We start from the raw sequence: 26731 nt of genomic DNA on the forward strand, positions 1-26731 counted from the left end.
TAGAGAAAGTAATGTTTAGCCTTTCGCATGTCGCAGCATTCATAGAGGTAATCGAAACTGGCAGCTTTCACGAGGCGTCGCGACGGCTTCAGATATCCCAACCGACTGTCTCACATAATGTGAAACGATTGGAGGATATACTAGGGGTGCGGCTGGTCGAGAGGAGGAAGGACAAGTGTGTGCCGACTCGGCAAGGGCTCGTATTCTTGCCATTCGCACGCAGCCTTTTGACCGTCACGAAGAGATCTCTGGACCGCCTGCACAGCGGCCGGATTACGTTGGGTGCCAGTACTAACATCGGTACCTATATTTTGCCAGTCCACTTGAAGCGTTTACAGGATGCTCAAGGCCGGCCACCTGAGGTGGCCGTTGCCTCAAATCCTGAAATCATCGAAAAGCTCTTGAGGAAGGAGATTGATCTAGCCTTTACCGAATGGTGGGACGATCGAAAAGGATATCAAGCCCGCCTTTGGCGGAAGGAAAAGCTGGTAATAATCGTATCCCCACAGCATAATTGGAGGACGCGAAAAACAATTGAAGCGGCAGAGTTATTTCAAGAGTCCCTCATTGGCGGAGAACGTGGAACCGGTACCGGATCCGTGCTCCGCGAGGCCTTCGGCCAAGCGGCAGAGCAATTCCCAATCTCATTCAATGTCGGGAGCACTGAGGCTGTGAAGCATGCAGTTCGAGCTGGTCTCGGCATTTCGATCGTGATGAGGAGCACTGTCCTCGATGAGCTCGCGTCGGGTAGGCTTTATGAGGTTTCTGTTGAGAATGTGGTTCTCGAAAAGTCTGTGTGGGCTGTACATCCCGTACATATGGAGGATGGTTCACCGGAAGCAATCGCGCTTAAGGTTATACTCGATGCGAGCGCCCCTCTGGGTGACCTAGAGCACGTCCACATTACTCGGGGTCATATCCGCAAGATTTGAAGTAGTTGGCGCATTCCTGCGGCTCGAACATGGTAACGGCCTGGCCGACCGCATCCTTTGGTATCGCCGCCTCAATTCCCGGAGTATCCCATACAAGGGGGACAAGATCGGGGACCGCCCGATTTTCGATGCGTAAGGTTCCCTGCTCCATGTCGCGAATATTCGGCCGTCAGACACATAGTTGGTTTCCATGGATCGTTTGTCATAAACGAGGGTTTTTGAGCATGCCATAGCGCATGCCGTCACGCCCCTTGAATGGCGCGATGGAATCTTCTCAAAACTGTTATAGAAACGGTTGTCGCAAAATGCTATGTGTCCAACGACTTTCAAGAACATTTGGATGGCTATGCGGGTCGGGTACGCCAGGGTCAGCACGATCGATCAAAATCCGGAGCTTCAGCTTGAGGCGCTGAGACGCGCCGGTTGCGAGAAGGTGTTTACCGAGCGCGGGTCAGGCGCTCGCGATGACCGCCCGGAATTGGGCCGAATTCTCTCCGACGTGCTTCGCACTGGTGACACGCTCGTTGTCTGGAAACTCGATCGGTTGGCGCGATCGCTAAAGAAGCTCATCGCGACGGCGGAAGAGTTGGAGCGCGCGAAGATCGGGCTCGTGTCCTTGACCGAGAGCATTGATACGACGACGCCGGGCGGCATGCTGACCTTCCATGTCTTCGGTGCGATCGCCCAGTTCGAACGTGCTCTGATCCGCGAACGCACGACGGCTGGACTGGTCGAGGCGCGGCAACGTGGCCGCAAGGGTGGCCGCCCGCCCGCGATGCGCCCGGGCGATATTGCCGCGGCGCGCGCCCTGATGAAGGAAGGCAGCATACCGGTACGCAATATTGCGCAGCGCATGGGGGTTTCTGTTGCAACCCTCTATCGTCATATCGGCAAGAAGGGTGGCTCTCCCAAAACAGTGGAATCCGAGGACGTCCATGGCTGAGCGGAGAAAGCGGCCGCCCGGAGAGGCTCTTGTCGATCTTCGACGCCGATTGTCGCTGCTTTCTCCCCGTGATCCAGGCCGTACCGAGATTGTTGCTCGTGCCGCCGATGCCTACGGCATCTCGATCTGGACCCTGTATCGGGCGCTGCGGGAGTTGAACCGCCCGAAATCCGTACGGCGCGCCGATCACGGAACCTCCCGGATCGCCCCGCAGCCGGAGATGGAAACCTATGCCGAAATCATCGCGGCCCTGAAGATCAGAACGGCGAACCGGAAGGGGCGGCATATCTCCACGGCGCGCGCCATCAAGCTGCTTGAGGAAGACGGCGTGGTGACGCCCGATGGCCTGGTCCGTGCACCGCCCGGCATCTTGAAACGCGCAACGGTCGATCGGCTGCTGCGTGTTTCCGGCCTGGATTATGCGCGCGTCACCCGCCCGGTGGCTGCCGTCCCATTCCAGGCGCGGCGTTCCAACGAACTCTGGCACTTCGACATGAGCCCGTCCGACCTGAAGCAGGTGGAAGCGCCGCTTTGGGTCGAGGAAGGGCGCGGCCGGCCGACGCTGATGCTGTTCTCCGTGGTCGATGATCGCTCCGGCGCGAGCTATCAGGAATACCGCTCCGTCTACGGCGAGGACGCGGAGTCCGCCTTGCGCTTTCTCTACAATGCCTTCGCCGCCAAGCCTGAACCGGAACTGCCGCTTCAGGGGATTCCAACGACCATCCATATGGATAACGGGCCGGTGAGCCGCTCGCGCGTTTTCCAGTCCGTCATGGGTAGCCTTGGTGTCCGGGTTCTCACGCATATGCCCCCGTCGGACAGCGAGCGGCGCACGCCGGCGCGAGCGAAAGGCAAGGTCGAGCGGCCGTTTCGCACGATCAAGGAAGTGCACGAGACCCTCTATCATTTCCACAAGCCGAAGGACGAAGAGGAAGCCAACCTTTGGCTCAGGCGCGCCTTGGTCACCTACAATAACGGCGACCATCGCACAGAGTCTCATGCACGCATCGAGGATTGGCTGCGGCATCTTCCTCCTGACGGGGTGCGGGCGATGTGCTCCTGGGAGCGGTTCTGCGCCTTTGCGCGCGAACCGGAACGACGGACGGTTGCTGGAGACGCGACCGTATCGGTCGAAGGCGCATCCTATGAGGTCGAGCCCGAACTTGCCGGCGAAACGGTGACCTTGCTCTGGGGCCTGTTCGATCAGGAACTGTTCGTCGAGCATGAGGGCAAGCGCTTCGGTCCATTCCAACCTTCGCGCGGGGCGGTTCCCCTCTTTCGCTATCGCAAATACCAGAAGAGCAAGCTCGAAGAGCGGCTCGACAAGGTGGTGCGCCTGGCAGACCAACTTGGGCTCCCCCGCGCCGCGGTCACCGGCGGGGATCGTCCATTGCCTTCGCTGCCCCCGACCACGGCTGGGCTGAGTGTACGGCGGACACCGTTTCCGGAACCCGCAATAGAGACCGCTTATCCAAATGGCCTCGCAGCCCGTGGGGCCATCGCCGACCAGCTCGGCCGGCCGATCGGCGCGATGAATGCCGGTGACCGCGCCTTCATCAATGAACTGCTTGGAGAAACACTCGACAAAAAGATGATCGCGGCCCGTATCCGCGAACGCTTCCAGGCGCGAAGAAAGGAAGAATGATGCTCGCTGACGTTCAATCCAGTTACGGCCTCGACCGGCCTTTCCAAGGGGCCGGCAACTTTGAGACCGAGCATCAGCGCACGATCATCCGCGAGGTGTGTGCGGCCGTCCAGACCGGTCGGCTTGTCGTGGTCTCCGGCCTGGTCGGTTCGGGGAAAACCCACCTTTTGCGCCGCATCGAGGCCGAACTCACCAAAGCCGGCAAGGTCGCACTCGCCAAATCGCTGGCGGTCGACAAGCGGCGCACTTCGCTGCCATCGCTCATTGAAGCCCTGTTCTACGACTTGTCTCCCGGCGATCGTGCGCAGGTCAAGATCCCCAAGCAGGCCGAGCGCCGGGAGCGCGACCTGCGCGACATCATGAAAAAAGGCAAACGGCCGATCGTCCTCGTGGTCGACGAGGCCCATGACCTGCACCACAAGACCTTAACCGGCCTGAAGCGACTGATGGAGGTGGTCGCCGACGCCGGCGTGCTCCTTTCCGTACTTCTTGTCGGGCATCCCCGGTTGCGCAATGATCTGCGCCGGCCGCAAATGGAGGAGATTGGCTACCGCACGACCATTTTTGACTACGAGGGGATCGGCTCCGCGCGCCGCGACTATGTTGCCTGGCTGCTTGGCGCCTGTGCGGCCGAAGGCGTAAAGGTTGGCGAACTCCTCGAGGAAGAAGCCATCGACCTCATCGCCGAACGTTTGCGCACGCCGCTTCAGATCGAGATGCATCTCACCCTCGCATTCGAGCAGGGCTTTCGCCTCGGCGCCAAGCCGGTTACCGCCGAAATCGTCGAGCAGGTCCTGTCCCGCGCCATCGACGATCTCGAACCGACGTTGACCCGAAATGGTTACGATGCGACGGCTCTGGTCACGCACCTCAATGCTCGGCCGTCGGATATCCGCGCCTTCCTGGCGGGCACCCTTGATCCCGAATATTCCCGTCAGCTGACCGAGCAACTACGACAGGCAGGCGTCCCGGTTTGACCATGCCGTCGCTGGCAATTAATCTGAGCACGTGGCGGATGTTTGCAAGCAGACCCGGATGTTTGCGAGCACATTGGCAAAGAGCGTGAGCACGACGCCCGCTCCATTGTCAGATAATTCGAGCAGAAAATGCCGATGTTTGCGAGCAGAGGCGCTTATGTTGGCAAGCCGCTACACATATTTATTTCGTTTGGCCTTAGCGCCAACCTGTCAGAGGATCTCGTTGCCCATGATCCAGAGCCACCTTTGACCTTCCCTTGCGGTCGTAGAATAAAAGTCATCGATCCTTGCACCATTCACGGCAGGTTGGGAGTAACCAGCACGACGGTTGGAAAGTATGTCCGGTAACGTCCGACATCTCGTGTCAAAAGTGGAATTTTTTGTACTGCAGCATGTGCACCAATGAAAAAATCGGGCAGCACACCAGTTCGCGAGCCGCCTGCCCTTCGATATCGGGTAAAGACTTTGCCTGCCAGAAAAAGTGCCTCTCTGGGAAAAGATGTAATTTGAAGACCGGCCGTTTCAATAAATTGGTCCAGTTCCTCTATTCGCTCGTAACGAACTGAAAGTTCTGCGTAGATCACATCATTAATAAGCAATGGCCCCGTCAAACTTGCGGTTTCGAGTTGTCCAATCGACCATTCCGCCCACTGTGGATCATCTGTCACAAGATCCAGAAGAACATTTGTGTCAACGAGCGTCACTTTTCACCGCGTGTCAGCGCCATAATTGCATCTGTATCGAGCCCCTTGCCAGCGTGACCACGCAGCTTCTGGAAGCGATTTAATGTTTTTGGCGCATCAGCCTTAACAAGAAATACGTTTCCATCAGAAGTTCGATGAAAATCCACTCTGGTCCCAGGCCTGATCCCAAGCAATTCACGAACTGCTTTTGGGATCGTGACCTGGCCCTTCGATGTCACTGTCGTTGTCATTGCCGCACCTATGTAATACCAGATTTTGATAAGGTAATACCATCGTGGTGCGATTTCAAGCGCCATGTAAACCACGCAACTTCTTGCATAGTCTCTGAATCCGCACACAATCCGTGAAAATCGTAATGCGTGGAAGCGCAGGGCCGCTCCACATTCCAGGTCGAAAGGTAACGACCCTGATCTATTCAAGCAGATAGCCAAGGGACCGATATCCTGTGCGACGTTTTGCTGCCATAGGCTCGCAGACGTTCTGACCGACCAAGATGTCGAGACGCTTCGCCATCTGGTCAATGAAGGCAGGGGAAAAACACCCTGCGTGCCCTGACTTCGGACCTGGCCTATCTCGAGGCATGGGCTTTTGCCGCAACCTGTGGTCCCCTCCCCTTGGGGGGTCCGTGTTACCGGCGTGCAAACGCCAGGGTGCGTCTGCAAAAGCCAGTAAGCTCCTGATCGTTGATGACGGCTGTTTGCCAAGCCGCGTTGCTATCGTGGTGGAAACGATTACCGTAGTCTTTAAGCGCTTCCAGTTCTGTGATGTCGGCCTGTGATAAAATCTCATCTGCAGTTCCAACGCGCTGCCGGCAAAGTCCCAGGAAGGGACCGAGCAAAGTCTCCGGGGGATAGTGCGCTGGGAAGGCGACACGCATGAAAGCCTCCAGGATCGGGCGTAGTGCTTGCGCCGCCTCGCGTTCGGTCTGCGGGCTGCCGTTTGCAATATAGTCGCTGACGAGGGCATGCCTACGGTCATGTTCGGTGACCGCGTCCTGCGTCACGTCCCAGGCGGACAGGGTTGATCCGGCACCCTGCCGGGCGATCCGGATGGCAGTACGGCTTGCAGCCCGGTCGGCGCCATTCCAGACACCAAGAAGGAACGGCTTGGAGTGCGAAAGCACGATCATCTGGCTGACGCGATCGTGGAGCGCCCGCATTTCGTGGACGGTGGTCAAGGAGCGGTGCTCATCGAGGCTCGTCATGGGGTCGTCGATCACGACGATCTTGTCGGCGAGCGACGGGTCGCGATCGAGCGAAGCAAAGAAGAACGCGAGCGCCAGCGTGTTACGATCGCCGGCACTCAGGGTGTTGCGGAAAGACGGGCCGGTTCCCGTCAGTGCGACCGAGGCGTTGTTTATCACAACGTTATAATTGGCCGACGAACCACTACGGCTGTTGACCGAAGCAACAGCGCCGATGCGGAACCCCGCATTGAATCGTTGGAGGTAGACGTTGATGGCCGTCTGGTAGGCCGGAAAGACTCTCTGGCGATACTGGTCGAGCGCATCACGGGCATTGTCGCGCAGCGTCTCTGTTGCGGTTTTAGCCTGCTTTTCGGCCAGATAGGCCGTGCAGAGATCCGTCGCAGGTTGTGTATGGCGTGTTCGCACTAGAACAAGCCGCTGCAAGTCGGCCGTGAGGGCTGCAAGGTTGGCGCCCGCCGCACGCTCCTTGACGATGGCGATATTTGCGTTGGCGGCCTGCAGGCCTCCGGAGAGCGCCTCGATATCGCGACGCGCGGCTTCATAGGCATCGATCGCAGCCTGCGCCTCAGCCGAAAGCGCCGACGGCTCAAGCGGGGAAGCCTGCTTGCTCCGCAGCGCAGCCACAACAGCGGTGCGCGCCGCGTTCCAGACGCGGGCAATTGCCGCTGTATCAACCCCGATCGCAGGGACGTCCTGTGTAAAGCGCGTCCAGAACTCGCTGGTCTGCGCGGCGGTGCGGATACCGCGCTCGAATGCGGCCGGGATGTCGCCGGCATGGGCGGTGTTGACGCCCGATATCGCGGTAGCGATGTCCGTCTTTAGCGTCTGATATTCGGCGCTGAAATACGCCTGGTAATGAGCAATGAGCGGCGAACCTCTTAGATCTTGGGCACAAAACGGACAGACCTCGTGATCTTCACCGGCCGAAGCCGGTCCGATGCGGCTCATCCCCTGGTTGACCCAAGCTTCGCCGCCCTGGCCGAGCACGCCGAAATGCGCCTGAACCTGGGCGGCGGCAGCGGCTTCCAGAGCGGGGCAGATTCCGCGCGAGCAGGCTGTTGATCGCAACCGCGTCGAATGCCGGCAGGCTCACGAGCTGGAACGCGTCCTGGCGCTGGACCGCGTCGGCAGCCCGCGCAGCAGCCAATTGACGTTCCGCCTCTTCAATCTTGCCGTCCACCCGCGCATCGGCCTGGAGTGCACAGAACGCATCAGCCGTCAGCGCCCCGCGCATGGCTGCAGGAATGGCGTCGGTCCGTTCCTTCAGCGTCCGGTTATGCTGTTCTATCGCGGCGATATGCTGAAGCACCGTCGCATTGAGCTGTACCCCCCTGCCCGCCGAGGATTAGTTCATGCAGGTTCTGGCGATGGGCCGTTTCGATCTCGATGCCGGAGCAGACATTTTGCGCCACAAAGGCATCGTCGAAGACCGCAATATGCGGAAGCGGCTGGCTCCAGGCACCGTTTTGAAACATGTGAGGTGCCATGCCCTGCCGGGCCACGATGATATGTGGCGGATGTTGCGCTCCGAGGCGCTGTCGCTCGCTGACTAGATCCGCATCACCCGAGCTGAGCGACCGAAGGATGGTTGCCAGCGTCGTCTTGCCTCGGCCATTCTCCGCGTATATGAGCGTCAGCTTGCCGAACGGCAGCTGCGTTCCCGTGGCGACATTGTCAAACTGCCCGACATTGCGCAAAAGTTGAATTCGATCGACCGTCATATCCCCCCCCGAAGTTGCATGCAATGTGCGCCACTCACGTAGTTTATTTCAAGCAAAATCGCTTGCTTAGTCTGCATTACATTGAAGCTCGCAGTGTCGCTATCAAGCAGCACGCTATTTGCAAGCGCGTTGTGGCCGAGTTCTTGAGCTTTTTTTCGCTGAGCGGATGTCAAGGCTTTCCAGATCCGATGCACATTGCGCGATGGCATCGCGCCGAGATCCGTGACGTTGCTTGCTTTGCCGAAGCGCACCTTAAAAAACGACGGATCATGATCCATGGCGTTAGCTGTTGCTGTTCTTGACTATACGTCAACACACGCCTTTCAGACGGGGTTCTCAGCTGAGAACCTCCTGAACGCTAAACGCGGGTTCTCAGCTGAGAACCCGGCATGCTTCGCAAGCAATTTTCGTCGCGTCGCTCCCGAAAGTGTCGTTAACCAAGTATTAACTTTAAAGTTGTTGACGACTCAACAAAACGAAGCCATCTTGACGCTCAATATCTCAAATAATGAAGTTGAGCGCTTTTAATGATCACCACCGCCAATGCTGAAACGAAGCAATCACCAATCGAGAAGTCGCTCACCCGGCTCATCGAAGGCGACGCTGACACATTGAGCGCACAGCTTCAACAGTTACGCGCCCGCGCTTTTCCTCCAACAGCTCAGAAAGAACTGAGAAAATTTGCTCCAGGTGAAGCTGCAAAGTTGTTAGGTATCAGTGACGTTTATTTGCGAACCCTCGTTAACGAGGGCGTTATCGGCGACGCTGAAAAAAATGCCGCTGGGCGCCGCCTGTACTCACTTGAGCAAATCCATGCTCTTCGCGAGCATCTGGGAAAAAATAAGAAAGCTTACATTCAGCGTCGCGAAGCAGATGATCGTCTTCAGGTCATCGCGGTCACTAACTTCAAGGGTGGCTCGGGCAAAACCACAACGGCCGCACATCTCGCGCAGTATTTCGCGCTTCGCGGCTACAGAGTACTTGCTGCCGATCTCGATCCCCAGGCCTCACTCTCGGCTCTGTTTGGGATTCAGCCCGAATTCGATCTAGAGCCAAACCAGACACTTTACGGCGCAATCCGCTATGACGACGCGCAAAGACCGTTAAGGGACATTATCAGAAAAACGTACTTTACCGGTCTCGACATTATCCCAGGCAACCTGGAGCTTCAAGAGTTCGAACATGAAACTCCGAGAGCACTCACATCCTCGACCCGTTCAAGCGATAAGATGTTCTTCACACGGGTCGCTTCTGCTCTGAGCAGCGTCGAAACCGATTACGACGTCGTTGTGCTCGATTGCCCACCGTCCCTTGGTTATCTCACGCTCTCTGCCTTGTGTGCTGCAACATCTGTGCTGGTTACGATCCATCCCCAGATGCTCGACGTCGCTTCTATGAGCCAGTTCCTGCATATGACGGCAGGGCTGTTCGATGTCGTCGAGAGGGCAGGGGGGAATGCTAGCTACGACTGGTTCCGCTATGTTCTCACCCGTTACGAGCCCAATGACAGTTCCCAATCGCAAATCGCCGGATTGCTGAAGAGCTTGTTCGGAGATCGTGTTCTTACCAGCTCGATGGTTAAATCTGCAGCAATTTCTGACGCCGGAATCACAAAACAAACTCTTTACGAGGTCGGCCGGGAGAATTTCCATCGTCAAACCTATGATAGGGCAATCGAGGCTCTCGATGCGGTCAATGGTGAACTGGAGCAACTCGTAAAAGAAGCATGGGGTAGGTGATGAGTAAACGTCGGGACGCCCTCAAAGATTTTCTGTCGCCGATAAAACAGGATGCGGAGTTCTCAGCTGAGAACTCTCCGCGTCGACCTCAGGTCACATCGGGTGCATTGCAAAGCATGAATGACGCCATCTCTGGCCTCTCTCATGAAGCTGATACACTGCGTGAAGCCCTTTCGAATGGAAGCGCGATCGTTGAACTCGACGCGAATACCATCGAATCCTCTTTCGTGTCTGATCGCCTTCAGGACCACAACTCGGAAGATTTCAACGGTTTGCTTGAGAGCATCCGAGAAAACGGCCAGGCAGTGCCTGTTCTCGTTCGCTCACATCCTCTCAAAGCAGGTCATTACCAGCTCGCCTATGGCCATCGTCGCGTTGCGGCTCTTAAGCAGCTTGGTTTGAAAGTTAAGGCTTTTGTTCGGGAATTATCAGATGATGATCTGGTCATTGCGCAGGGCAGCGAAAATCTGGAGCGAAAAGACCTGAGTTTCATCGAAAAGGTCTTCTTCGCCAAGCGTCTTGAAGACCGTGGGACTTCACGCGCAGTGATCATGGCAACATTTGGGACGCGCTCGAAGGGCGTCCTATCCGAAATGATTGCGCTTGCGAACCAGTTGCCGATCGACATTGTCGAGAAAATTGGGACGGCTCCAGGCATTGGGCGTCCCAGGTGGGAAAGCTTCTCGTCGATTTTGTCGCCCGCAGCTATCGAGCGGGTTAGAGCGCTTATTGAAACTGAGGCGTTTGCTGAAAAAAGTAGCTCGGATCGTTTCGATGCCGCTTTCGCTGTTGCCAAAGAGCCTCGCCAGAAACAGGACAAAGATCTCACGTCGTGGCAATCGCAGGACCACAAGGTAGAGATTGTTTCACGTCCAAAAACTAAATCTCTGACGCTGGAATTTTCAAGCGCAGAGGGTAAAGCGTTCGGAGACTGGATTTCCAGGAATTTCGAACGACTTCATAGTGAGTACTGCGAGAGCAGCCGTTCAACAGGAGATTAACTGCAAAAGAAAAAGGCCCCCTAACGTCACCGTCGTGGAAGCCCTTCTCGAAGTTCTAGCAGACTGAGAATCGCATTTCCTCGAATCAGTGTCAAGAGTCACAGGCGTCATTTTGGCGGGCAACTTTCTTTTGCCTTTAGAAAGGTAGAGGGAAATGCAAATTCTGGAGAATGTCACGTCTGCTTTACGCAGGCGAATGGTTTCTGTTACGCCAAAGCAACCTGTCGAACAGGGCAGAGCCATCAACCGATGGGCATTGTATAAGCAACTGTGTGTCGCAAAATCTGACTTCGGTCTGAATGATCGCTGTCTGGCAGTCTTGAGCTCGCTGTTGTCATTCCTTCCGGAAGATCAGATGACTACCAAAAGTCATCCTGTCGTATTTCCATCGAACCGGCAGCTGTCGCTGCGCGCGCACGGTATGCCTGAATCCACGCTTCGTCGGCATCTGACCTCACTTATCAATGCTGGTATCATTGCACGTAAAGACAGCCCAAATGGGAAGCGCTACGCACATAAAGATGGGGCAGGGGCTGTTGAGCTGGCTTTTGGCTTTTCTTTTGCGCCTTTGATCGAGCGTGCTTGCGAAATAGCTCAGAAGGCTGAGGTCATTCTTGCACAGCAACGCGCACTCAAGATGCTACGGGATGAGGTCTCTGTCGCCAGACGAGAACTCGCTGCGAAATTTGAGACCGTTGAACAAACGGAAGCAGTGAGCTCTCTCTTCTCTCGCTTTCGCTCGATTGTCGATGCTATACCGCGCCGCGCCTCTTTGACCGAACTAACCGCAATCAGGGCAAAATTTGTAGCGCTGAACGCTGAAATCGCTAACCTTCTGGAAATCAAAGATAATGTTCCAGATCTGAGCGGCACAGCCGCTCAGATTGAGCGGCATTATTATGAATCTCTTACAGAATCTCTTTTAGAAAATAAGAAGAAAGAAAAAATTGATTTGAAACCGGATTCTTCGGAAGGCCCAGTTCCTTTGAGAACTCAGCAGAAAAGCAGTACACAAGCTTCACAAGCCATTTCTCTTGATCAGGTGCTGAGAATCTGTCCGGATATCAGTGAATATGGGGCAAACGGTATCAGCACATGGCGAGAGTTTCATGATGCTACGCGCATCGTTGCCAGCTTTCTTGGTATTAGCCCCTCAGCCTTTCGAGAGGCTCAGAACTTCATGGGCTTAGAAGTGGCGTCGACAGCCATCGCATGGATTCTGCAGAAACTGTCTACCATCAAATCGCCAGGTGGCTATTTGCGTTCCCTGACACAGAAGGCGAGGGCAGGAGGCTTTTCAATCAGCCAGCTTTTGTTTTCAGGGATGAATGGCACAGGCAATTTAGCAAGGTAGAATCCCATTGAGGGCCATTGCTGCGACTTCTGATTTTTAACCTTTATGAAAAACACTCTTGTTCCCAATATGGGAATATGGTAGATAAAGACAATGCAGATTATCGCGAAGTCCACGCTGAAAAAATTCTGGGAGCAACACGCTCAGGCCGAAACTCCATTGAAAACATGGCACGCGATTGTCAGCAAGGCCGATTGGACAAGTCCCGCCGACGTGAAAGCGATCTTTGGAACGACAGTTGATTTTGTTTCTGACAATCGCATCATTTTCGACATCTCAGGCAATAAATACCGGCTTATCGTTCACGTTGCCTACACATACAAGCGAGTACTGATCAAGTTTGTAGGCACCCACAAAGATTATGACAGGGTCAACCCGGAGACAGTGTAATGGATAACATTCGTGCCATCAGAAACGACGATGACCTCGCATGGGCCATTGCAGAGGCAAGCCAGTATTTTGATAACCAGCCCGACCCTCACAGCACGGACGGCCTTCGTTTCGATGTTCTTTCTGTTTTGATCGAAGCATACGAAGACAAGCACTACCCCATAGACGCTCCTGAGCCGGTTGAACTTATCAAGGCTCATATGGAATTAACAGGTCGCAGCCAGGGAGATCTGGCAATACTGTTCGGTTCGCGCTCTCGTGCATCTGAAGTGCTCAACAAAAAACGCGCTCTGACTGTCGACATGATACACAGGCTGCACAAAGAATGGGGGATACCTGCCGATTGCCTCGTTGAGCCTTATCATCTTGCCGCTCCGGAACTTAAATATGCCTGACGAGGGCAGCCTTTTGATTGCTTCATCCTGCGGAAGCCGCGGCCATTGCCGCAAGTGAAGGTACGGTCAATCACGCACGCCTGTGCACCGTATCCGTTAGCCATCCCGCTGAAATATGGAGAATTTTACAATATTTGACTAGCACTACTTTGGCAGAATGTATTTTGACGTTCTGAAGCGGATTCGGCAGTGGGGACATCGTTGAGGTGGTTGGTGCTGGTTCAGCGCGGCAATGACCGCACGTCGGATGGCTGGCAGGGTCGGCTTAGGCGGGCCGTGCCTCTTCTTTTTTTCCCGCTTTGCCTGGTGCCGGCGCTGATGTTGCAGAAAGGCATAGGCAATCATCGTCATCAGTGGCTTGATTCATTGATGGATACTTCAATTTCCCGGACCAGAAGGCGATATTGGCCACGACTGACACGAACAAAAAGGGCGGCGTCTTCACAGAGTTTCTCAGTGCAGTTTTCCGCTAGAAATCTGAATTGACGTGTATATGGCCATTGCGGACAAAATCGTCTTATGTCTTTTGCGGTAAACGGCTCCTTCAATTTCCGGTCAACGTGGACTGCATGGCAGATCTCACCATAAACCTGCTGATCGCTTTTTTTCATGATGGGACTCATATCATGAGGAATACGATACGAGCGCGAACACTCTCAGCGGCTAAAAGCCGATCCATTGAATGTGATTTCATCTTGTTAATCTCCCCTTAGAATGAACGGGCCGTCGTCAAGAAAGCTAGCACTGAAAATCGATTTTACAAATTGTCGCTTTATCCAAACGATATCCGACTTTTGGAAACTGTGCCTCGGTCACACTATTTGAGCTATCGCTCACTCGTTGCAGCGCGCAACACGCGGAGTCGGCAGAAGGAACTAAAACCCCGGTGCTTTTCCCAAAGACACCGGGGCCGTTCAACCCAATCTGGTCACGTCTCCATCCGCTTTGAACGCCGAAAATATAATTGCCTTGAATCCAGATTCCAACTCGTCGCTTATTTGAAAACATCGAAGACCCTTCAATAGAATCCTGATCTTGGGTTAATCCGTTTTGGATCTTCAAACAATTTTAGTGTGCCATTTGCGGTGAGAGCGTAGCGAACGCCGCCGGCCGGAGGCACCCGCGCGCTCATATCGCGCTGTAGGGTTGCCGGAGGCCCATAAAGAGAGGCGAGATGGCTTTGGTTAATAGAACGGATAAGTTTGATCCATGTTACTTAAAAGGTAATATAGGAATACCGGCTGGATGACTTATAAGGGAAATTCTGGTCCTCAATTCTAGAGATATTGGCCTCTACGGCGCACTTTACAGGCAGAACGTCTGTTTTTGGGTTGTCTGAATGAACCAAATCGGTAACATTCCTTGCTGTCGAATACCAAATTTTGAGGAGAATGTGACCGGGTAAAAAAAGGAAAACCGCTCCCAAAAAAATCCGGAAGCGGGGTGCAAATTTCAAATATTCCGTAAAAATAAAGTCGCACTCCCAACTTCCAAAGTCAATAAGAAACGCTTATCGGCGAACGGGAAAGCTTTGCCTGGTCCCCACTAAGGAGACGAGGAAGATGGAGGAAACCCTACAGCCCACCCGGCAGGTTGGCCGCAAACAGACACCACAACGAACAGAGTTTCGACGGCTGGCTCAGACTGCGGAAATTGGAACGGTGACACGCGGCCAACTGATCGGACTTGCGCAGTCACTCCCTTGCCTTGGCCTCATCAATGGCACAGAAGCGCACTTGCTTGTTGTACTGATCAATACGGCTCCAGCAGAGTGCTATGACAAAGGTGGCCGACCGATCGTGTTCAAATCCAACGCTGCGCTTGCGTTCGAAATCGGGCGATCCGAGGGACGTGTCAGCCGTGTGTTGTCCCGGCTGTTTGATGCCTGTGTTATTACCATGCAGGATAGCGGTAACTATAAACGTTATCCGGTCCGTAATGCGGACGGCAGTATTGCCGACGCTTGCGGTATTGATCTGCGCGTTCTGATTGCCCGCTTCGCGGAGCTCGATGGAATGGTTCGGCAGGCAAAGGCGGAAAAGAAATCACTCGATGCGAACCTGCGCCGCTATCGCGGCGCCGTTCGCAATCTGCGTTACGCGCTCGCCTCTGTCGAGGATCTGCCCGCGCGGCTGCGCGCCATGATCGAGCAGCGTTTCGCGCGTGTTCTTGATGCCGTAGGCATCGCGACCAAAGCATCCAGTACCGTTCTTCGTCGCGCAACAGGCTTAATCGAATGGATCGTCGAGAGGGTAATGCAGCTGCCTCACGGTGAGCAGCCTTCCGCTAGAAACGAAGATTCGACACGCCCATATGTCGAAAACGACATGCACAAACAGATTACAAACCCCTATTCCCTTGGATATTGTAAAGATGAAATGCGTTCGGGATACGCCGAACAACTCAGTTTCCCTAAAACCGGCTTCGCCGGTAAGAAAGCTCTTGAGAAAAGCTTGAGGCGCAATTCGAGCCAGGTCAATCAACCGCATTACTCCCCACAAGCGTTAGTGGCCCTGCAAGATCTGTTACGGGCACTACCGGCACTGACGACTTACGGAGTATCGCGCCCCCGCACCTGGGCTGAATTGGCCCGGCTCGCCCCGCAAATTTGCCGCATGGCGGGCATTTCCGAAGATGCACGCCGCCGCGCTGTCGATCAGATGGGAGAACAAGCCGCCGCTATTGCCATCGCGATCACGCTGCAGAAGTTCGACGAGAGGCAAGTGAAATCGCCGGGCGGCTATTTGCGCGCCATGACAGCGCGCGCGGCCGCTGGCGAATTGCATCTGACGCGATCGGTTTTCGGGCTTGCTGCCCGTCATGGAACGGAAGCAATGCAATGATCTTTCGCTACGTTTTCGCCGCAGCGGTGGCCTTATGGCCGCAATCGACGCTTGCGAAAGGGAGGAGAGCGGCTTCTTGAGCGGCAAGACGTGGTCATGCAGCCTGGTTGCTCACCGATCAGGCTGAAGCGATGTTACGCTACTTGCCGCGAAACCACAGCCTCGACATTGTCGAATATGGGCATGCCGAGAATGTAGCACGCGAGCGGTTGCTTTTAATCTGGGCGGAGGACGTAGAGCGCTCGCATCTCTATCAACGGTCCATGCCTCCAGATAAGTCCGCCCGTGCATAGCCATATTGGCATTATAGGATGATAAGCGTAGAGAACCGATCCGGTTATCCAAAATTGCCAAGATTACACGAATACTGTTGTAAATGCGCTGTATCCGGCTACCATGCGTGATAATTGCGGTATTGTGTCTACGGTCTATTTCGACGAGATGAATTGCCATATTGGCGTATAGAACACACCTCTAATTCGGTTGCTTTTGACGCTCGTTCGCACGTCGACGCGGTTGCCGCAAAGCCGGAAGCCTGAAATTTCCCCGCCTACGGCTCCTCGCGCGACAAATTTTTCGGCCCTCGGCTTCCTCCGCTGCGCTCCGGCCCAAGGGTGCAACACCGCTTACCGCCGTGCCAGTGAACGATCATCGCAACCACATAGAGGAGTGAATACCATGGCCAACGAAATCACCAACTTCATCCAGTTCGACAGCGAAGACCTCGACACCGCATCCGGCAAAGGCCGCATCTCGACGCTGACCGACGACATCGACATCGAGGTCGTGCCCTTCAACTCGGAAAACCCGGACGCTCCGACGCACCGCGTTTTCGCCAAGTCCCCGCGTGGCTTCAATATCGAGGTTGGCGGGATCTGGAAAAGGGCAAAAGCTGATGGCGAAGGCTTCAAGCGCAATCTCTCGATCCGCCGCCTGAACTACAACGCCAACCTCGGCCGTTTCGGCGGACAGGACGACCCAAGCCTTCAGGCCGTTCTCGAATGGGATCCGCGCAGTTGATAGTCCAATAGCGCCCGGCCAAGTGCCGGGCGCAACGCACCGAAAGTCGCGAAAATCCCTTTGTTTTCTGGATTTTGGTCGCCTTTTGTGCTAGCGTTAACTGCAACAGGAGTTTTGAAGATGAACGTTCATGCCCCCCGTCCGGATCGATCTCCGGAAGCTGTTGCCAGGCGCAAAAAAGCTACGGACCAGGCGCGCGCCGCAAATATGCGACAGGGCTATATCCACGATCCACTGTTGGAAGAGGCAACAGCGGCCTATGTCGCCGGCGATATCACGCGTGACGAATACAGAGATCGCGTAGTCCGCAAACCGCAGTAGTTCAACCTCATTATTTTTAGTTTGATGCCGCCTGCCCAGGGCAGGCGGCTTTTTATTGGTCTTCGCCATGGCTGAAACGGAACCTAAAGGCTCCTATACCTATCCGAACATATCGGACGATCCCGATCGCAGGGATCTGCTGCGCAACAAACTCGGAATCCGCTCTCATAAGGAACTACGTGTCGAAGAATATCGCGTGACAGCATTCCGGACGGCTGAAATTGCCGAAGGAGACGGCCCGAAAGGGCTCTCGACGCGCAACATCTGAAGGCCATTCATGGTCATATTTTCCAAGACATTTATGAAGGGGCCGGCCATACGCGCAATGAAAGCCCCGTTGTCGATGGCCAGAGAGTGGAGTTAATTGGCAATCTGTCGAAAGGCGGAACCTCGTTCCTACACGGCTCGCGTATCGAGATGGGCTTGGATGAAGCCTTTAGACCGATCCGGAATCCCGAAATTTTGCGCGGATCGTCGGTCGAACGGTTCGCCGAAATCGCCGGTAATGTCTAGTGACACGAATTTTGGCCCTTGATGTTATTCTAAGTCATTGAAAACAAACATGTCAAATTTAACTGGTTTCAGATATTTTGCCTTTTTTGTCACGATACTCTGCCCTGGAAATAATAAAGGCGTTCGCGATCCGGAAAAGGCGTACCTCACAACGGGTTTTTGGCATCGGGATTTTTGGCACAGCGGTGCCTGTTGACGCTAACTATTCGTCACCCGTCAAATCGTGGTCAAGCTCGTGATAGGCTTCTGGAGGAACGGGCTTTCGATCTGGCGGAAAAGATCGGCCATGTTTGGCAAGGATCTTTTGTGCCGTCTCCCATGGCTTCTCCTGGTTCATCCGGTTACGGACGGTTTCACGAAGGGCGACGATTACAGCATCGGTGATGCTTGTGCGGTCAATGCGCGCAAGCTCGCGCGCGAGCCTATCGGCCTCCGGATTGCGAATATGCAGTGCCATTTGAGTAGCTCAAAGGCGGCCGACCTCTATATTAAAATTGAAGTCATGCTAAAAAAATGTTGACATGACTCGCTAAGTGGGTTGTATTTTGAATAAATACTAAAAAAGAGGGACAATGAGCGATCTCGCCAAAATTATCGAGGCTGATCAACAGCCGCTAGGAAAGCGTTTACGTAGCCGCCGAAAGGCGTTGAAACTAACGCTTCAGGAAGTTGCAGATCAAGCAGAACTGTCAGTAGGATTCATATCTCAAATCGAGCGCGGTATTGCCGTGCCTTCCCTCGTTTCACTGGTTGCCGTTTGCCGGGTGCTTGACGTCGATGTGGGAACCTTTTTCCAGAAGTCTCAGCCTCAGGGGCCGATTACACGTCGAGATAATAGACCGCTTTATGGCCTCGGCTCATTGACGGGAAAAGATGTTACTTACGAGAGGTTATCGGCGGCCTTTCCCGGCAATATTCTGCGCTCGACATTGATCCACGAACCTCCGGGCTTTCGAAGTGAACCGACATCTCATGAGGGGGAAGAGATCTATTACATCGTTCGCGGTTCGTTGACGCTTGAGCTGGAAGGCGAAATTACGATCCTGAACGAGGGCGATACCGCACATTTCCCGTCCTCCCAGACACACGTTATCTGGAATCATACAGGCGACACGACGATCGTTTTTCACACATGCACAATGGACGTGTTCGGTGACGAAAATCAGGGGACCGGTTCGGAAAATGTCCTTGCTGTAACAAGAGCTGTCAACCGACGTGGTGCACCAAAATAATAACAAATAGGGGAACTCAAAATGAGATCTGGCATCAAACTGTTATTGGCCGCATTTTTGGCCACTACATCTATCCAGAATCAAGCGACCGCAGACACCGTACTCAGGCTTGATGAGTCGCCCGTTGGCGAACTCGATCCCGCCAAGGCTTCAGATTACGCCGACTCCATTCTGATGTTCAACATCTATGATGCACTGGTAGTTCCCAAACAGGGAAAGCCTGGCTATGAGCCGTTTATTGCTGAATCATGGGAAAGCACTGACGGCAAGGTCTTTACGTTCAGATTGCGCGACGATGTAAAATTTCAGAGCGGAAATCCGCTTACCGCAGATGATGTCGTCTTTTCGCTTGATCGCATGCGCGCCCTTGGCCAAGGGCTGTCATACCTCTTCGACAAAGTGGAAAAGGCAGAGGCGATAGATGCTTCAACTGTCCGTTTCACCTTGAAAGAAATCTATGCCCCTTTCATTTCGGCACTCACGCGTCTGCCTATTGTCGACAAGAAACTCGTAATGGCCAATCTGGGGGATGGCAATGGTCCTATGAAGGACTGGGGCCAGGCATTTCTTTCGAACCATGCTGCTGGCAGTGGTGCTTACACCGTCATTTCGCACAATCCGCAAGAAGAGACGGTAATGGCCAAGAACCCGGCTTATTTTCTCGGAGTACCCGCTACAGCGCCAGATAAGGTGCGTCTGCGCTATGGCCTGGAAGCAGCCACTGTGCGCACGTTGATTGCGCAGGGCGAGCACGAAATCTCCTCGCAATGGCTGCCTCCGGAAGTACTCAAGTCGCTCGCTGCCGATGGAGCCCAATTGCTCACAGAAAGGGGAACGTCCGGGTTTTATATCAAGCTGAATACGACGAAGCCTCCTTTCGACGACGTTAACTGCCGCCTCTCAGTCAGCTACGCCTTTGATTATGGCACGGGCGTTAAGATGGTGGCCATCACAGACAATGTTTCCCTGGGCAGTCCTGCTACCGGACCACTCCCGGTCGGCATGTTGGGAGCTCTTCCCAATGAACAACCCCTCAAGCAGGACCTCACCAAGGCGAAAGAATATCTCAGCGCGTGCAAATATAAGCCCGAGGATATGAATATCGATATATCCTGGACGGGTGAGGTTCCAATAGAGGAGCGGTTCGCACTCCTTCTGCAGGCCAATCTCTCGCAGATTGGTATAAAGGCGAAAGTCAGCAAGGTGCCTTGGGCTCTATTCTCCGATCAGGTATCAAAGGCCGAACGTACACCCGTTGTCTCGCAGGTCTTCGTGAACACGATGACGGGTGATCCGGATACTCTCCTATCTAACATGTATCATTCGAGCGCTGCGGGCACCTGGATGTCGCCAGAACATCTGAAAGATGAACAAGTCGACGCTCTGCTGGAGAAGGCTCGTACAACACTTGATGAAGCAGCGCGTGCCAAGATCTATGAAGATCTCAATAGGCGGCTGCTCGCAATCGCCCCCTCGATTTTCGCTCAGGATCAGATTTCAGTCTTCGCCGCTTCTGACAAAGTCTTGGTTCCGGCGCTGACTGATCCGTCCAAGGCCTTCGCGCTAGCCGGGTTCGGCATGAGTTTCCGCCTGATGGAAATGAAGCAGTAGTTACCGACGAAACCCGGGTCGTTCATTAGCGGCCCCGCCTTTCAACCGGAATTTGATTATGTCACCGTTCATCCGCCTCCTAGCGAAGCGGCTAGGTACCTCTTTGCTTGTTCTCATAGGGGTATCAGTGCTGATATTTGCTATCGCTCGGGTAATTCCCGGCGACCCGGCGCGCATCGCGCTCGGACCAAACGCGACGCCCGAAGCAATTGCCGCCCTGCGGGATAAATTGCATCTCGATGCTTCCTTCTTCGTCCAGTACGGCTATTTTCTTGCCGATCTTATGCACGGCAATCTTGGCATCTCGCTGTACACAAATCGCCCTGTTACGACCGACATCGCCCAGTTTCTGCCCGCAACGCTGGAGTTGGTCATGGTCGCAGGTTTGATGATGATCGGCATCGGCCTTCCACTCGGGGTCTTGTCAGCCCATTACCGCGGAAGATGGATAGATCACGCTATTCGGCTGGTGACTATGCTTGGTGTCTCCGCGCCCGCCTTCGTCTGGGCAGTCGTGCTGATGCTCGTCTTCTCCTACTTCATAGGGCTTTTTCCGATTGCGGGTCGGCTCTCAGACAGTATCGCTGTGCAGAATGTAACCGGCTTCATGCTGATCGATACGCTGCTTGCCGGCAATCTCAAAGCGTTTGCAGATGCCGTCTGGCACTTGGTCCTCCCTGCCTTCGCTCTTGCCCTTTCCGGTATCGGACAGGCCGCCCGCCTCGTGCGATCGAACATGGTCGAGACTTACGAACGGCCTTACATGGAGATGGCAGAGGCATATGGCTTCCCGGAAAAGCGCATCGCTCGACGCTATGCCTTCCGACCATCTCTGATCCCTTCTCTTACCATTATTGGTCTCGATTTTGCCGCCATGCTGGGCAGCGCCTTCCTTGTTGAAGCCGTGTATGCCTGGCCCGGCCTGTCGCGCTACGGCGTGGCCGTGATCCTGCGTAAGGACCTTAACGCCATCGTGGGAACCGTTCTGGTCATCTCGGCCATGTTCCTCATCGTCAACATCGTCGTGGACTTGCTGGTTTCTATCGTAAATCCACGCATCCGCCTTTCGCAGAGAGCGTCATGAAGAAGACCCTCGTCATCCTCGCCGCCAATCCTCTGTCGCTGATCGGGCTGGTGCTCGTCGGAATCGTAGTGTTCTCGGCGATTTTCGCCGATTTCATCACGCCCTTCCCTGAACATGTCGGCGCTGTGGTGGACTTCGCCAACTTCAACCAACCTCCACACTGGCCGAATATATTCGGCACAGATCTCGTTGGTCGCGACCTCTTCACCCGCGTCGTCTATGCCTACCGGATCTCGCTGATCCTCGGCATTGTCGTGCTCATCATCGCCGTTCCGGTCGGCGTCGCCATCGGTCTTGCTGCTGGCTATCTTGGCGGCTGGACTGAATATTTGCTGATGCGGCTTACGGACGTCTTCCTGTCAATACCGCCACTGGTGCTCGCCATGTCGGTCATGGGCCTCCTCGAGCCAACCCTTACCAATGGTATGATCGCGGTGACCGTGATGTGGTGGCCCTGGTACACCCGCCTTGTCTACAATATCGCCCGTTCTGAGAAAGAAGAGGGCTATGTGCTGGCGGCGGAGGTGATCGGCGCCTCGAAACGGCATATCATGTTCCGCGAGATATTGCCGAACTGCGTTCCCTCAGTCATCACCAAGATGACGCTCGACTTCGGTTTCGTCATTCTCATTGCCTCCTCGCTGTCTTTTCTCGGTCTTGGCGTTCAGCCGCCGACACCCGACCTCGGCTCCATGGTTGCAGAAGGTGCGAAGTACCTTCCAGACAGCTGGTGGCTCACCGTGTTCCCTGGCCTTGCCATCCTGATCGCCGTCTTCGGATTCAACCTGATCGGCGACGCGTTGCGTGAATTCCTGGGAGTGGATCAATGACGGCCCCTACACTCAAGATCGATAACCTCCGGCTCGGCTTCAAGACGTGGTCCGGGATGATCGACGTGCTGCACGGCATCTCTCTGCATATCCGCAGAGGTGAGCGTGTCGCCCTTGTCGGCGAGTCCGGTTCCGGCAAATCTGTGACAGCGCGCATTGTGCTGGGCATGCTTCAGCACCTGCGCACAGCTCACATCTCCGGCACGGTTGAATTCGAAGGCATTGACCTCGAAACGCTAAAATCCGCTTCGCGCCATGCGCTGCGCGGTACCGCCATGTCGATGATTTTTCAGGACCCGACCTCGTCGCTGAATCCGGTCTACAAGATATCCACGCTGTTTCGGGAAGTCCTGCAACGCACAGAACCTAACATCAATTACGAGACGGCTCGCCGCAAGGCCCTTGCAGCACTTGCAGACGTTGCGATCCATGACCCGGAGCGTGTGCTCGAATCCTATGCCTTCCAGCTTTCCGGTGGCATGAACCAACGTGTCATGATTGCCATGGCGCTCGCCAACAATCCGGCGTTGCTGCTGGCTGACGAACCTGGCACGGCGCTCGACGTGACCGTGCAGGCGCAGACGCTCAAGCTGATGTCCGAGCTTGTCGAGAAACACCACACCTCCGTGCTCTTCATCTCGCACAATCTCGGCGTAGTGCGCGAATTCGCGGACCGGGTCTATGTCATCTACAAGGGCAACATTGTCGAGCAGGGCCCGACCGCCGCGATCTTCGAGGATCCCCGCCACCCCTATACGCGTGCGCTCCTCTCGGCCGTGCCGCGCATCACCGGCGGCGGCATTCCAGACCTCGACGACGATCCTGCGCAATTCCTCGCCCCACTAGTTGCTCATGAAGGCTTCAGCGAAAAGGAACTCCTCAAATGAGCACGATTCTTTCCGTTTCCGACGTCTCCAAGAATTTCGAGGTCAATGGAGGCACGGTCAAAGCACTCGATAGCGTTTCTTTCAGTGTCACAAAGGGCGAATGCCTCGCCGTGGTCGGGGAATCCGGCTCGGGCAAATCAACCATCGCCAACATTATCCTCGGCATCTACGCCGCGACCACTGGCAACCTCACCTTCAAGGGTGAGGCGCTGCCGGCAAGACGTACGCAGGAGCATCGCCGGGCTATCCAGCTGGTGCAACAGAATCCGCTCTCCTCGCTCAATCCGCGTCGTTCAATCGGGGCATCGCTGCGCCTCGCGCTTGATGTCCATAATATCGGCGCTAAGGCGGGCCGCGCCAAGCGCACTGGCGAACTGCTGGAGGAAGTCGGATTGCCGGCAGAGCTTCGCAACCGTGCCCCGTCGGCCCTTTCCGGCGGTCAGCGCCAACGCGTTGCTATAGCCCGCGCCCTTGCTTGCCAATCGGAGCTCATCGTGCTCGACGAGCCAACCTCCGCACTCGACGTTCTAGTGCAGGCGCGCGTGCTCAAACTTCTGAAGGCACTCAAGGAAAGCCGCGGGTTAACCTACGTCTTTATTACCCACGATCTCTCCGTCGTTCGTAACATCGCAGACCGCGTCGCCGTCTTCGAGAAAGGTCGGCTCGTTGAATTTGCCACGACCGACGTCATTTTTCACCCGCCCCGAAAACCCCCTACACGCGCCGGCTAATCGGCGCCGTTCCCGTCGTCAGCTCTGAGGAAGCAGCGCTTCGGGATCACATTATGGAGCAACTGCAGAATGGAAATACCTGACTTCACCGCCTTCGTACACGCTGTTGCCGACGCTGGCAGCCAGCCGGAGAAGGCCTACGCCGCACTTGAGCAATTGGTGAAAGGCATTGTTGGCGCCAAGCTTTTCACCATCATGACAGCCGATACGTCCGACAAGCAGGCGGAACGCATCTATTCAAGCATGCCCGACGTCTACCCGGTTTCCGGGACCAAACCCTATAACGAAACCGAATGGTCGGAAATCACGCTGAACCGCAAAGACACCTTTGTCGCCAACACGATCGAAGACATCGCCAAAGTTTTTTGATGACCACGAGTTGATCCTTTCACTGGGCTGCGAGTCAGTCATCAACGTACCAGTCATCATCGACGGTGAAGTCGTCGGTACGCTGAACTGCCTCCATGATCGTGACTACTACACCGAGGACCGCATCCGAGCCGCCGACGCGCTGAAACTGCCCGGCGCCGTTTGCATGCTTCTGCACGACCGGCAGAAGAGGGAGAAAAAACCAATGAGCCAGAAGACCATTCGGGTCGCGACCGATGTCGGCGGAACATTCACCGATCTCGTCTGCTTCGAGACGGACCACGCGACAGGCCAGTTCCGCATCACGACGGCTAAGTCCGACACCACGCCTCCGAATTTCGAACAGGGCGTTCTGAACGTTCTCGACAAAGGCGACGTCGATCCGAAGACCGTGGATTTTCTCGCCCACGGCACCACCGTCGTCATCAACGCGCTGACCGAGCGCAAGGGCGTCAAAGTCGGCCTCATCACGACGGAAGGTTTTCGTGACTCGTTGGAAATCGCCCGCGGCAACCGACCGGACTTCTTCAACTTGAATTATGAGAAGCCAGAACCCTTCGTGCCGCGCTATCTGCGCCGTGAACTGTCTGGGCGCTTCGACTATCACGGCACGGAGATGAAGTCGCTCGACCTTTCGGGCCTGCCAGCCATCCTCGACGACTTCCGTGCAGAGGACGTCGAGGCGATCGCCGTCTGTTTCCTGCATTCCTACGCCAACCCCAGCCACGAGCAGGCGACGATCGCGGAGATCGCACGTCTTTGGCCGGAGATCGCGACCGTCGCCTCGCACCAAATCACCCGCGAATGGCGTGAGTACGAGCGCACCAATACGACCGTCATGTCCGCCTATGTGCAGCCGACGGCCGAGCGCTACCTGTCGCGTCTCAACGACGGCCTTACCGGCAAGGGGTTTGACGGAAACCTCTTCGTCATGCAGTCGAACTGCGGTGTGGATTCGCTTGAATCGGTGAAGAAAATCCCGATCACCATGGTCGAAATCCGGCCCGGCCTCCGGCTTCTGGGGGCGCGGCCGAACTCGGCAAGCTGATCGGCGAGCCGAACGTGCTGGCGCTCGATATCGGCGGCACGACGGCGAAATGTTCGCTGATCGAGAGCGGCCAGGTCCGCATAATGACGGACTACTGGATCGAGCGCGACCGCACGTTCGCCGGCTATCCGATTATGGTGCCGGTGGTCGATCTCGTCGAAATCGGCAATGGCGGCGGCTCCATCGCTTGGGTCGACGACTTCGGCAAGCTGCATGTCGGCCCGAAGTCGGCCGGCGCCATGCCTGGCCCTGCCGCCTATGGTCGCGGTGGCACCAATGCCACTACCACAGACGCCAATCTCTGGCTCGGCCGCATCAACCGCGATTATTTCTGTGGCGGCTCAGTCGTCGCGGACATGGCGGCGACGGAAATGGCACTCTCGGAGGTCGGCGAGAAACTCGGTGTCTCGACCGATGACGTCGCGCGCGGCATCGTGCGCATCGCCAATAACAACATGGTCAACGCGCTGAAGCTCGTCTCGCTAAATCGCGGCTTCGATCCGCGCGACTTCACCCTGGTCGCTTTCGGCGGCGGCGGCGCGATGCATGCGGTGGCGCTAGGCATGGAACTGGGCGTAAAGAAGGTCGTCATCCCGGCGGGCGCCTCGGTGTTCTCGGCTTGGGGCATGATGATGTCGGACCTGCGTCGCGACTATTTCGTCACCAAGCTCGCCGACCTCAATGCCGGCGCCGCAGCCACCATTGAGGCGCTCTTCGCCGAAACCGAGGCGCTGGCCCACCAGCAATTCGGCGAGGAAGGCGTCGAAGCGGCGAAGGTCCGGTTTCTGCGTTACGGCAAGTTCCGTTACCAGAACCAGGAGCACACGACCGAAGTTCTTATCGAGGACGCGATCACAGATGCGAGCCTTGCCGCCATCGAGGCCGCGTTCCACGAGACCTACGAGCGGGAATATACCTACCGCCTCGACGCCCCCGTCGAGCTGGTCGGCATCCACCTGGTCGCGTCGGCCGAGGTCGGCAAGCTTAAGATGCAGGAAAAGCCGCTTTCCGCAACGCCGGCCTCCGCCGCGCAAAAGGGCCAACGCAAGGTCGACTATGCGCTGGAAGGCATCCATCCGGCCGCGATCTTCGATGGCGAAAAGCTGGAGCCTGGCATGACCTTCAGCGGCCCCGCGATCATCGAGGATGCGGGCACGACGATTGTTATCCACCCCGGCAACCGCGTCGAGATCGACGGTTTCGGTAACACTCACATCCACTTGAAAGCCTGAGG

General features: G+C 55.7%; 29 protein-coding genes and 2 pseudogenes. 24 read left to right on the forward strand and 7 right to left on the reverse strand.

The genetic code is table 11. From position 1 onward, the window contains the following. Nucleotides 1-11 precede the first annotated feature (11 nt). From C9380_RS25275 to C9380_RS25290, 4 genes are all read left to right on the forward strand, one after another. On the forward strand, nucleotides 12-932 hold the full coding sequence (locus C9380_RS25275; protein WP_003501100.1) for a LysR family transcriptional regulator: 921 nt from the start codon (nucleotides 12-14) through the stop codon (nucleotides 930-932). 340 nt (nucleotides 933-1272) lie between these two features. After that, complete coding sequence (locus C9380_RS25280; RefSeq protein ID WP_003501098.1) at nucleotides 1273-1875, forward strand: recombinase family protein; 603 nt, start codon at nucleotides 1273-1275, stop codon at nucleotides 1873-1875. Continuing rightward, a complete protein-coding gene (locus C9380_RS25285; protein WP_128095045.1) occupies nucleotides 1868-3520 on the forward strand; it encodes a DDE-type integrase/transposase/recombinase in 1653 nt (550 codons plus the stop codon). Before C9380_RS25280 ends, C9380_RS25285 begins: the two co-directional genes overlap by 8 nt. Then, nucleotides 3517-4497 (forward strand): ExeA family protein, encoded by a 981-nt coding sequence (locus C9380_RS25290; protein ID WP_003501092.1) that lies wholly within the window; start codon nucleotides 3517-3519, stop codon nucleotides 4495-4497. The genes C9380_RS25285 and C9380_RS25290 overlap by 4 nt, the downstream gene beginning before the upstream one ends. A 296-nt stretch (nucleotides 4498-4793) precedes the next feature. Here C9380_RS25290 and C9380_RS25295 read toward each other — a convergent pair whose 3' ends face one another. After that, nucleotides 4794-5201, reverse strand: coding sequence for a type II toxin-antitoxin system VapC family toxin (locus C9380_RS25295; RefSeq protein WP_094515334.1), 408 nt, complete (start codon nucleotides 5199-5201; stop codon nucleotides 4794-4796). Next, on the reverse strand, nucleotides 5198-5431 hold the full coding sequence (locus C9380_RS25300; RefSeq protein ID WP_094515408.1) for an AbrB/MazE/SpoVT family DNA-binding domain-containing protein: 234 nt from the start codon (nucleotides 5429-5431) through the stop codon (nucleotides 5198-5200). Before C9380_RS25300 ends, C9380_RS25295 begins: the two co-directional genes overlap by 4 nt. A gap of 235 nt (nucleotides 5432-5666) precedes the next feature. Between C9380_RS25300 and C9380_RS28080 the strand changes: the two are divergent. Continuing rightward, nucleotides 5667-5827, forward strand: a pseudogene (locus C9380_RS28080) (integrase); the annotation flags it as partial. A 2-nt stretch (nucleotides 5828-5829) separates the two neighbouring features. Here the strand turns inward: C9380_RS28080 and C9380_RS25310 are convergent. The 3 genes from C9380_RS25310 to C9380_RS25315 form a co-directional block, all read right to left on the reverse strand. Further along, the gene (locus C9380_RS25310) at nucleotides 5830-7476 is read right to left on the reverse strand and encodes an AAA family ATPase (RefSeq protein WP_252869894.1); all 1647 of its coding nucleotides are present in this window, start codon (nucleotides 7474-7476) and stop codon (nucleotides 5830-5832) included. Nucleotides 7477-7682: 206 nt separating this feature from the next. Further along, nucleotides 7683-8129 (reverse strand): hypothetical protein, encoded by a 447-nt coding sequence (locus tag C9380_RS28085; RefSeq protein WP_252869895.1) that lies wholly within the window; start codon nucleotides 8127-8129, stop codon nucleotides 7683-7685. Next, on the reverse strand, nucleotides 8126-8407 hold the full coding sequence (locus tag C9380_RS25315; protein ID WP_094574565.1) for a hypothetical protein: 282 nt from the start codon (nucleotides 8405-8407) through the stop codon (nucleotides 8126-8128). Before C9380_RS25315 ends, C9380_RS28085 begins: the two co-directional genes overlap by 4 nt. On the opposite strand from C9380_RS25315, the gene C9380_RS25320 reads away from it, so the two are divergent. From C9380_RS25320 to C9380_RS25345, 6 genes are all read left to right on the forward strand, one after another. Continuing rightward, nucleotides 8406-8657 carry a hypothetical protein gene (locus tag C9380_RS25320; protein WP_128095046.1) on the forward strand — a complete coding sequence of 84 codons (252 nt, stop codon included), beginning with the start codon at nucleotides 8406-8408 and terminating at the stop codon, nucleotides 8655-8657. The genes C9380_RS25315 and C9380_RS25320 overlap by 2 nt on opposite strands. Then, complete coding sequence (gene repA / locus C9380_RS25325) at nucleotides 8657-9868, forward strand: plasmid partitioning protein RepA (RefSeq protein WP_128095047.1); 1212 nt, start codon at nucleotides 8657-8659, stop codon at nucleotides 9866-9868. The genes C9380_RS25320 and repA overlap by 1 nt, the downstream gene beginning before the upstream one ends. Next, on the forward strand, nucleotides 9868-10869 hold the full coding sequence (gene repB / locus C9380_RS25330) for a plasmid partitioning protein RepB (RefSeq protein ID WP_128095048.1): 1002 nt from the start codon (nucleotides 9868-9870) through the stop codon (nucleotides 10867-10869). The genes repA and repB overlap by 1 nt, the downstream gene beginning before the upstream one ends. A gap of 154 nt (nucleotides 10870-11023) precedes the next feature. Then, entirely contained in the window at nucleotides 11024-12223 is a 1200-nt protein-coding gene (repC, locus tag C9380_RS25335) for a plasmid replication protein RepC (RefSeq protein WP_128095049.1), read from the forward strand. A gap of 93 nt (nucleotides 12224-12316) precedes the next feature. Continuing rightward, complete coding sequence (locus C9380_RS25340; protein WP_128095050.1) at nucleotides 12317-12613, forward strand: type II toxin-antitoxin system HigB family toxin; 297 nt, start codon at nucleotides 12317-12319, stop codon at nucleotides 12611-12613. Beyond that, on the forward strand, nucleotides 12613-13008 hold the full coding sequence (locus C9380_RS25345; protein WP_128095051.1) for a helix-turn-helix domain-containing protein: 396 nt from the start codon (nucleotides 12613-12615) through the stop codon (nucleotides 13006-13008). Before C9380_RS25340 ends, C9380_RS25345 begins: the two co-directional genes overlap by 1 nt. A 350-nt stretch (nucleotides 13009-13358) precedes the next feature. Here C9380_RS25345 and C9380_RS25350 read toward each other — a convergent pair whose 3' ends face one another. Further along, a complete protein-coding gene (locus C9380_RS25350; RefSeq protein WP_128095052.1) occupies nucleotides 13359-13619 on the reverse strand; it encodes a hypothetical protein in 261 nt (86 codons plus the stop codon). Nucleotides 13620-14570: 951 nt separating this feature from the next. Between C9380_RS25350 and repC (C9380_RS25355) the strand changes: the two genes are divergently transcribed. The 4 genes and pseudogenes from repC (C9380_RS25355) to C9380_RS25370 all read left to right on the forward strand — a co-directional run. Then, entirely contained in the window at nucleotides 14571-15851 is a 1281-nt protein-coding gene (repC, locus tag C9380_RS25355; protein ID WP_128095053.1) for a plasmid replication protein RepC, read from the forward strand. Between the two features lie 678 nt (nucleotides 15852-16529). Continuing rightward, complete coding sequence (locus C9380_RS25360) at nucleotides 16530-16871, forward strand: DUF736 family protein (protein ID WP_128095054.1); 342 nt, start codon at nucleotides 16530-16532, stop codon at nucleotides 16869-16871. A 120-nt stretch (nucleotides 16872-16991) separates the two neighbouring features. Beyond that, the gene (locus C9380_RS25365) at nucleotides 16992-17192 is read left to right on the forward strand and encodes an antitoxin VbhA family protein (RefSeq protein WP_128095055.1); all 201 of its coding nucleotides are present in this window, start codon (nucleotides 16992-16994) and stop codon (nucleotides 17190-17192) included. Nucleotides 17193-17259: 67 nt separating this feature from the next. Continuing rightward, nucleotides 17260-17702: pseudogene (locus tag C9380_RS25370) on the forward strand (Fic/DOC family protein); the annotation flags it as partial. A gap of 205 nt (nucleotides 17703-17907) precedes the next feature. On the opposite strand, the gene C9380_RS25375 reads toward C9380_RS25370, so the two are convergent. Continuing rightward, entirely contained in the window at nucleotides 17908-18162 is a 255-nt protein-coding gene (locus C9380_RS25375; RefSeq protein WP_162792733.1) for a type II toxin-antitoxin system VapB family antitoxin, read from the reverse strand. Nucleotides 18163-18277: 115 nt separating this feature from the next. On the opposite strand from C9380_RS25375, the gene C9380_RS25380 reads away from it, so the two are divergent. From C9380_RS25380 to C9380_RS28095, 9 genes are all read left to right on the forward strand, one after another. Further along, a complete protein-coding gene (locus C9380_RS25380; protein WP_128095056.1) occupies nucleotides 18278-18937 on the forward strand; it encodes a helix-turn-helix domain-containing protein in 660 nt (219 codons plus the stop codon). A 21-nt stretch (nucleotides 18938-18958) separates the two neighbouring features. Further along, on the forward strand, nucleotides 18959-20548 hold the full coding sequence (locus C9380_RS25385; protein ID WP_113731495.1) for an ABC transporter substrate-binding protein: 1590 nt from the start codon (nucleotides 18959-18961) through the stop codon (nucleotides 20546-20548). Between the two features lie 58 nt (nucleotides 20549-20606). Next, nucleotides 20607-21632 (forward strand): ABC transporter permease, encoded by a 1026-nt coding sequence (locus C9380_RS25390; protein WP_128095057.1) that lies wholly within the window; start codon nucleotides 20607-20609, stop codon nucleotides 21630-21632. Then, a complete protein-coding gene (locus C9380_RS25395; protein ID WP_128095058.1) occupies nucleotides 21629-22462 on the forward strand; it encodes an ABC transporter permease in 834 nt (277 codons plus the stop codon). Before C9380_RS25390 ends, C9380_RS25395 begins: the two co-directional genes overlap by 4 nt. Further along, nucleotides 22459-23349: an ABC transporter ATP-binding protein gene (locus tag C9380_RS25400; RefSeq protein ID WP_128095059.1), complete on the forward strand. Its 891-nt coding sequence runs from the start codon at nucleotides 22459-22461 to the stop codon at nucleotides 23347-23349. The genes C9380_RS25395 and C9380_RS25400 overlap by 4 nt, the downstream gene beginning before the upstream one ends. Further along, a complete protein-coding gene (locus C9380_RS25405; RefSeq protein ID WP_252869896.1) occupies nucleotides 23346-24080 on the forward strand; it encodes an ATP-binding cassette domain-containing protein in 735 nt (244 codons plus the stop codon). The genes C9380_RS25400 and C9380_RS25405 overlap by 4 nt, the downstream gene beginning before the upstream one ends. Before the next feature lie 69 nt (nucleotides 24081-24149). Beyond that, nucleotides 24150-24449, forward strand: coding sequence for a hypothetical protein (locus tag C9380_RS25410; protein ID WP_217284127.1), 300 nt, complete (start codon nucleotides 24150-24152; stop codon nucleotides 24447-24449). Between the two features lie 10 nt (nucleotides 24450-24459). Beyond that, nucleotides 24460-25497, forward strand: a complete 1038-nt coding sequence (locus tag C9380_RS28090; protein WP_252869897.1) for a hydantoinase/oxoprolinase N-terminal domain-containing protein — start codon at nucleotides 24460-24462, stop codon at nucleotides 25495-25497. A 14-nt stretch (nucleotides 25498-25511) separates the two neighbouring features. Continuing rightward, on the forward strand, nucleotides 25512-26729 hold the full coding sequence (locus C9380_RS28095; RefSeq protein WP_252869898.1) for a hydantoinase/oxoprolinase family protein: 1218 nt from the start codon (nucleotides 25512-25514) through the stop codon (nucleotides 26727-26729). Nucleotides 26730-26731 lie beyond the last annotated feature (2 nt).

This window comes from Brucella pituitosa (genome assembly GCF_003049685.1).
GTDB classification, from domain to species: Bacteria; Pseudomonadota; Alphaproteobacteria; order Rhizobiales; family Rhizobiaceae; genus Brucella; species Brucella pituitosa.

Bases quoted from the DNA above. Each gene is read 5' to 3' on its own strand.
- C9380_RS25275 (WP_003501100.1), top strand. From the start codon at position 12: ATGTTTAGCCTTTCGCATGTCGCAGCATTCATAGAGGTAATCGAAACT.
- C9380_RS25280 (WP_003501098.1), top strand. From the start codon at position 1,273: ATGGCTATGCGGGTCGGGTACGCCAGGGTCAGCACGATCGATCAAAAT.
- C9380_RS25285 (WP_128095045.1), top strand. From the start codon at position 1,868: ATGGCTGAGCGGAGAAAGCGGCCGCCCGGAGAGGCTCTTGTCGATCTT.
- C9380_RS25290 (WP_003501092.1), top strand. From the start codon at position 3,517: ATGATGCTCGCTGACGTTCAATCCAGTTACGGCCTCGACCGGCCTTTC.
- C9380_RS25300 (WP_094515408.1), bottom strand. From the start codon at position 5,431: ATGACAACGACAGTGACATCGAAGGGCCAGGTCACGATCCCAAAAGCA.
- C9380_RS28085 (WP_252869895.1), bottom strand. From the start codon at position 8,129: ATGACGGTCGATCGAATTCAACTTTTGCGCAATGTCGGGCAGTTTGAC.
- C9380_RS25320 (WP_128095046.1), top strand. From the start codon at position 8,406: ATGGCGTTAGCTGTTGCTGTTCTTGACTATACGTCAACACACGCCTTT.
- C9380_RS25315 (WP_094574565.1), bottom strand. From the start codon at position 8,407: ATGGATCATGATCCGTCGTTTTTTAAGGTGCGCTTCGGCAAAGCAAGC.
- repA (WP_128095047.1), top strand. From the start codon at position 8,657: ATGATCACCACCGCCAATGCTGAAACGAAGCAATCACCAATCGAGAAG.
- repB (WP_128095048.1), top strand. From the start codon at position 9,868: ATGAGTAAACGTCGGGACGCCCTCAAAGATTTTCTGTCGCCGATAAAA.
- repC (WP_128095049.1), top strand. From the start codon at position 11,024: ATGCAAATTCTGGAGAATGTCACGTCTGCTTTACGCAGGCGAATGGTT.
- C9380_RS25340 (WP_128095050.1), top strand. From the start codon at position 12,317: ATGCAGATTATCGCGAAGTCCACGCTGAAAAAATTCTGGGAGCAACAC.
- C9380_RS25345 (WP_128095051.1), top strand. From the start codon at position 12,613: ATGGATAACATTCGTGCCATCAGAAACGACGATGACCTCGCATGGGCC.
- C9380_RS25350 (WP_128095052.1), bottom strand. From the start codon at position 13,619: ATGAAAAAAAGCGATCAGCAGGTTTATGGTGAGATCTGCCATGCAGTC.
- repC (WP_128095053.1), top strand. From the start codon at position 14,571: ATGGAGGAAACCCTACAGCCCACCCGGCAGGTTGGCCGCAAACAGACA.
- C9380_RS25360 (WP_128095054.1), top strand. From the start codon at position 16,530: ATGGCCAACGAAATCACCAACTTCATCCAGTTCGACAGCGAAGACCTC.
- C9380_RS25365 (WP_128095055.1), top strand. From the start codon at position 16,992: ATGAACGTTCATGCCCCCCGTCCGGATCGATCTCCGGAAGCTGTTGCC.
- C9380_RS25375 (WP_162792733.1), bottom strand. From the start codon at position 18,162: ATGGCACTGCATATTCGCAATCCGGAGGCCGATAGGCTCGCGCGCGAG.
- C9380_RS25380 (WP_128095056.1), top strand. From the start codon at position 18,278: ATGAGCGATCTCGCCAAAATTATCGAGGCTGATCAACAGCCGCTAGGA.
- C9380_RS25385 (WP_113731495.1), top strand. From the start codon at position 18,959: ATGAGATCTGGCATCAAACTGTTATTGGCCGCATTTTTGGCCACTACA.
- C9380_RS25390 (WP_128095057.1), top strand. From the start codon at position 20,607: ATGTCACCGTTCATCCGCCTCCTAGCGAAGCGGCTAGGTACCTCTTTG.
- C9380_RS25395 (WP_128095058.1), top strand. From the start codon at position 21,629: ATGAAGAAGACCCTCGTCATCCTCGCCGCCAATCCTCTGTCGCTGATC.
- C9380_RS25400 (WP_128095059.1), top strand. From the start codon at position 22,459: ATGACGGCCCCTACACTCAAGATCGATAACCTCCGGCTCGGCTTCAAG.
- C9380_RS25405 (WP_252869896.1), top strand. From the start codon at position 23,346: ATGAGCACGATTCTTTCCGTTTCCGACGTCTCCAAGAATTTCGAGGTC.
- C9380_RS25410 (WP_217284127.1), top strand. From the start codon at position 24,150: ATGGAAATACCTGACTTCACCGCCTTCGTACACGCTGTTGCCGACGCT.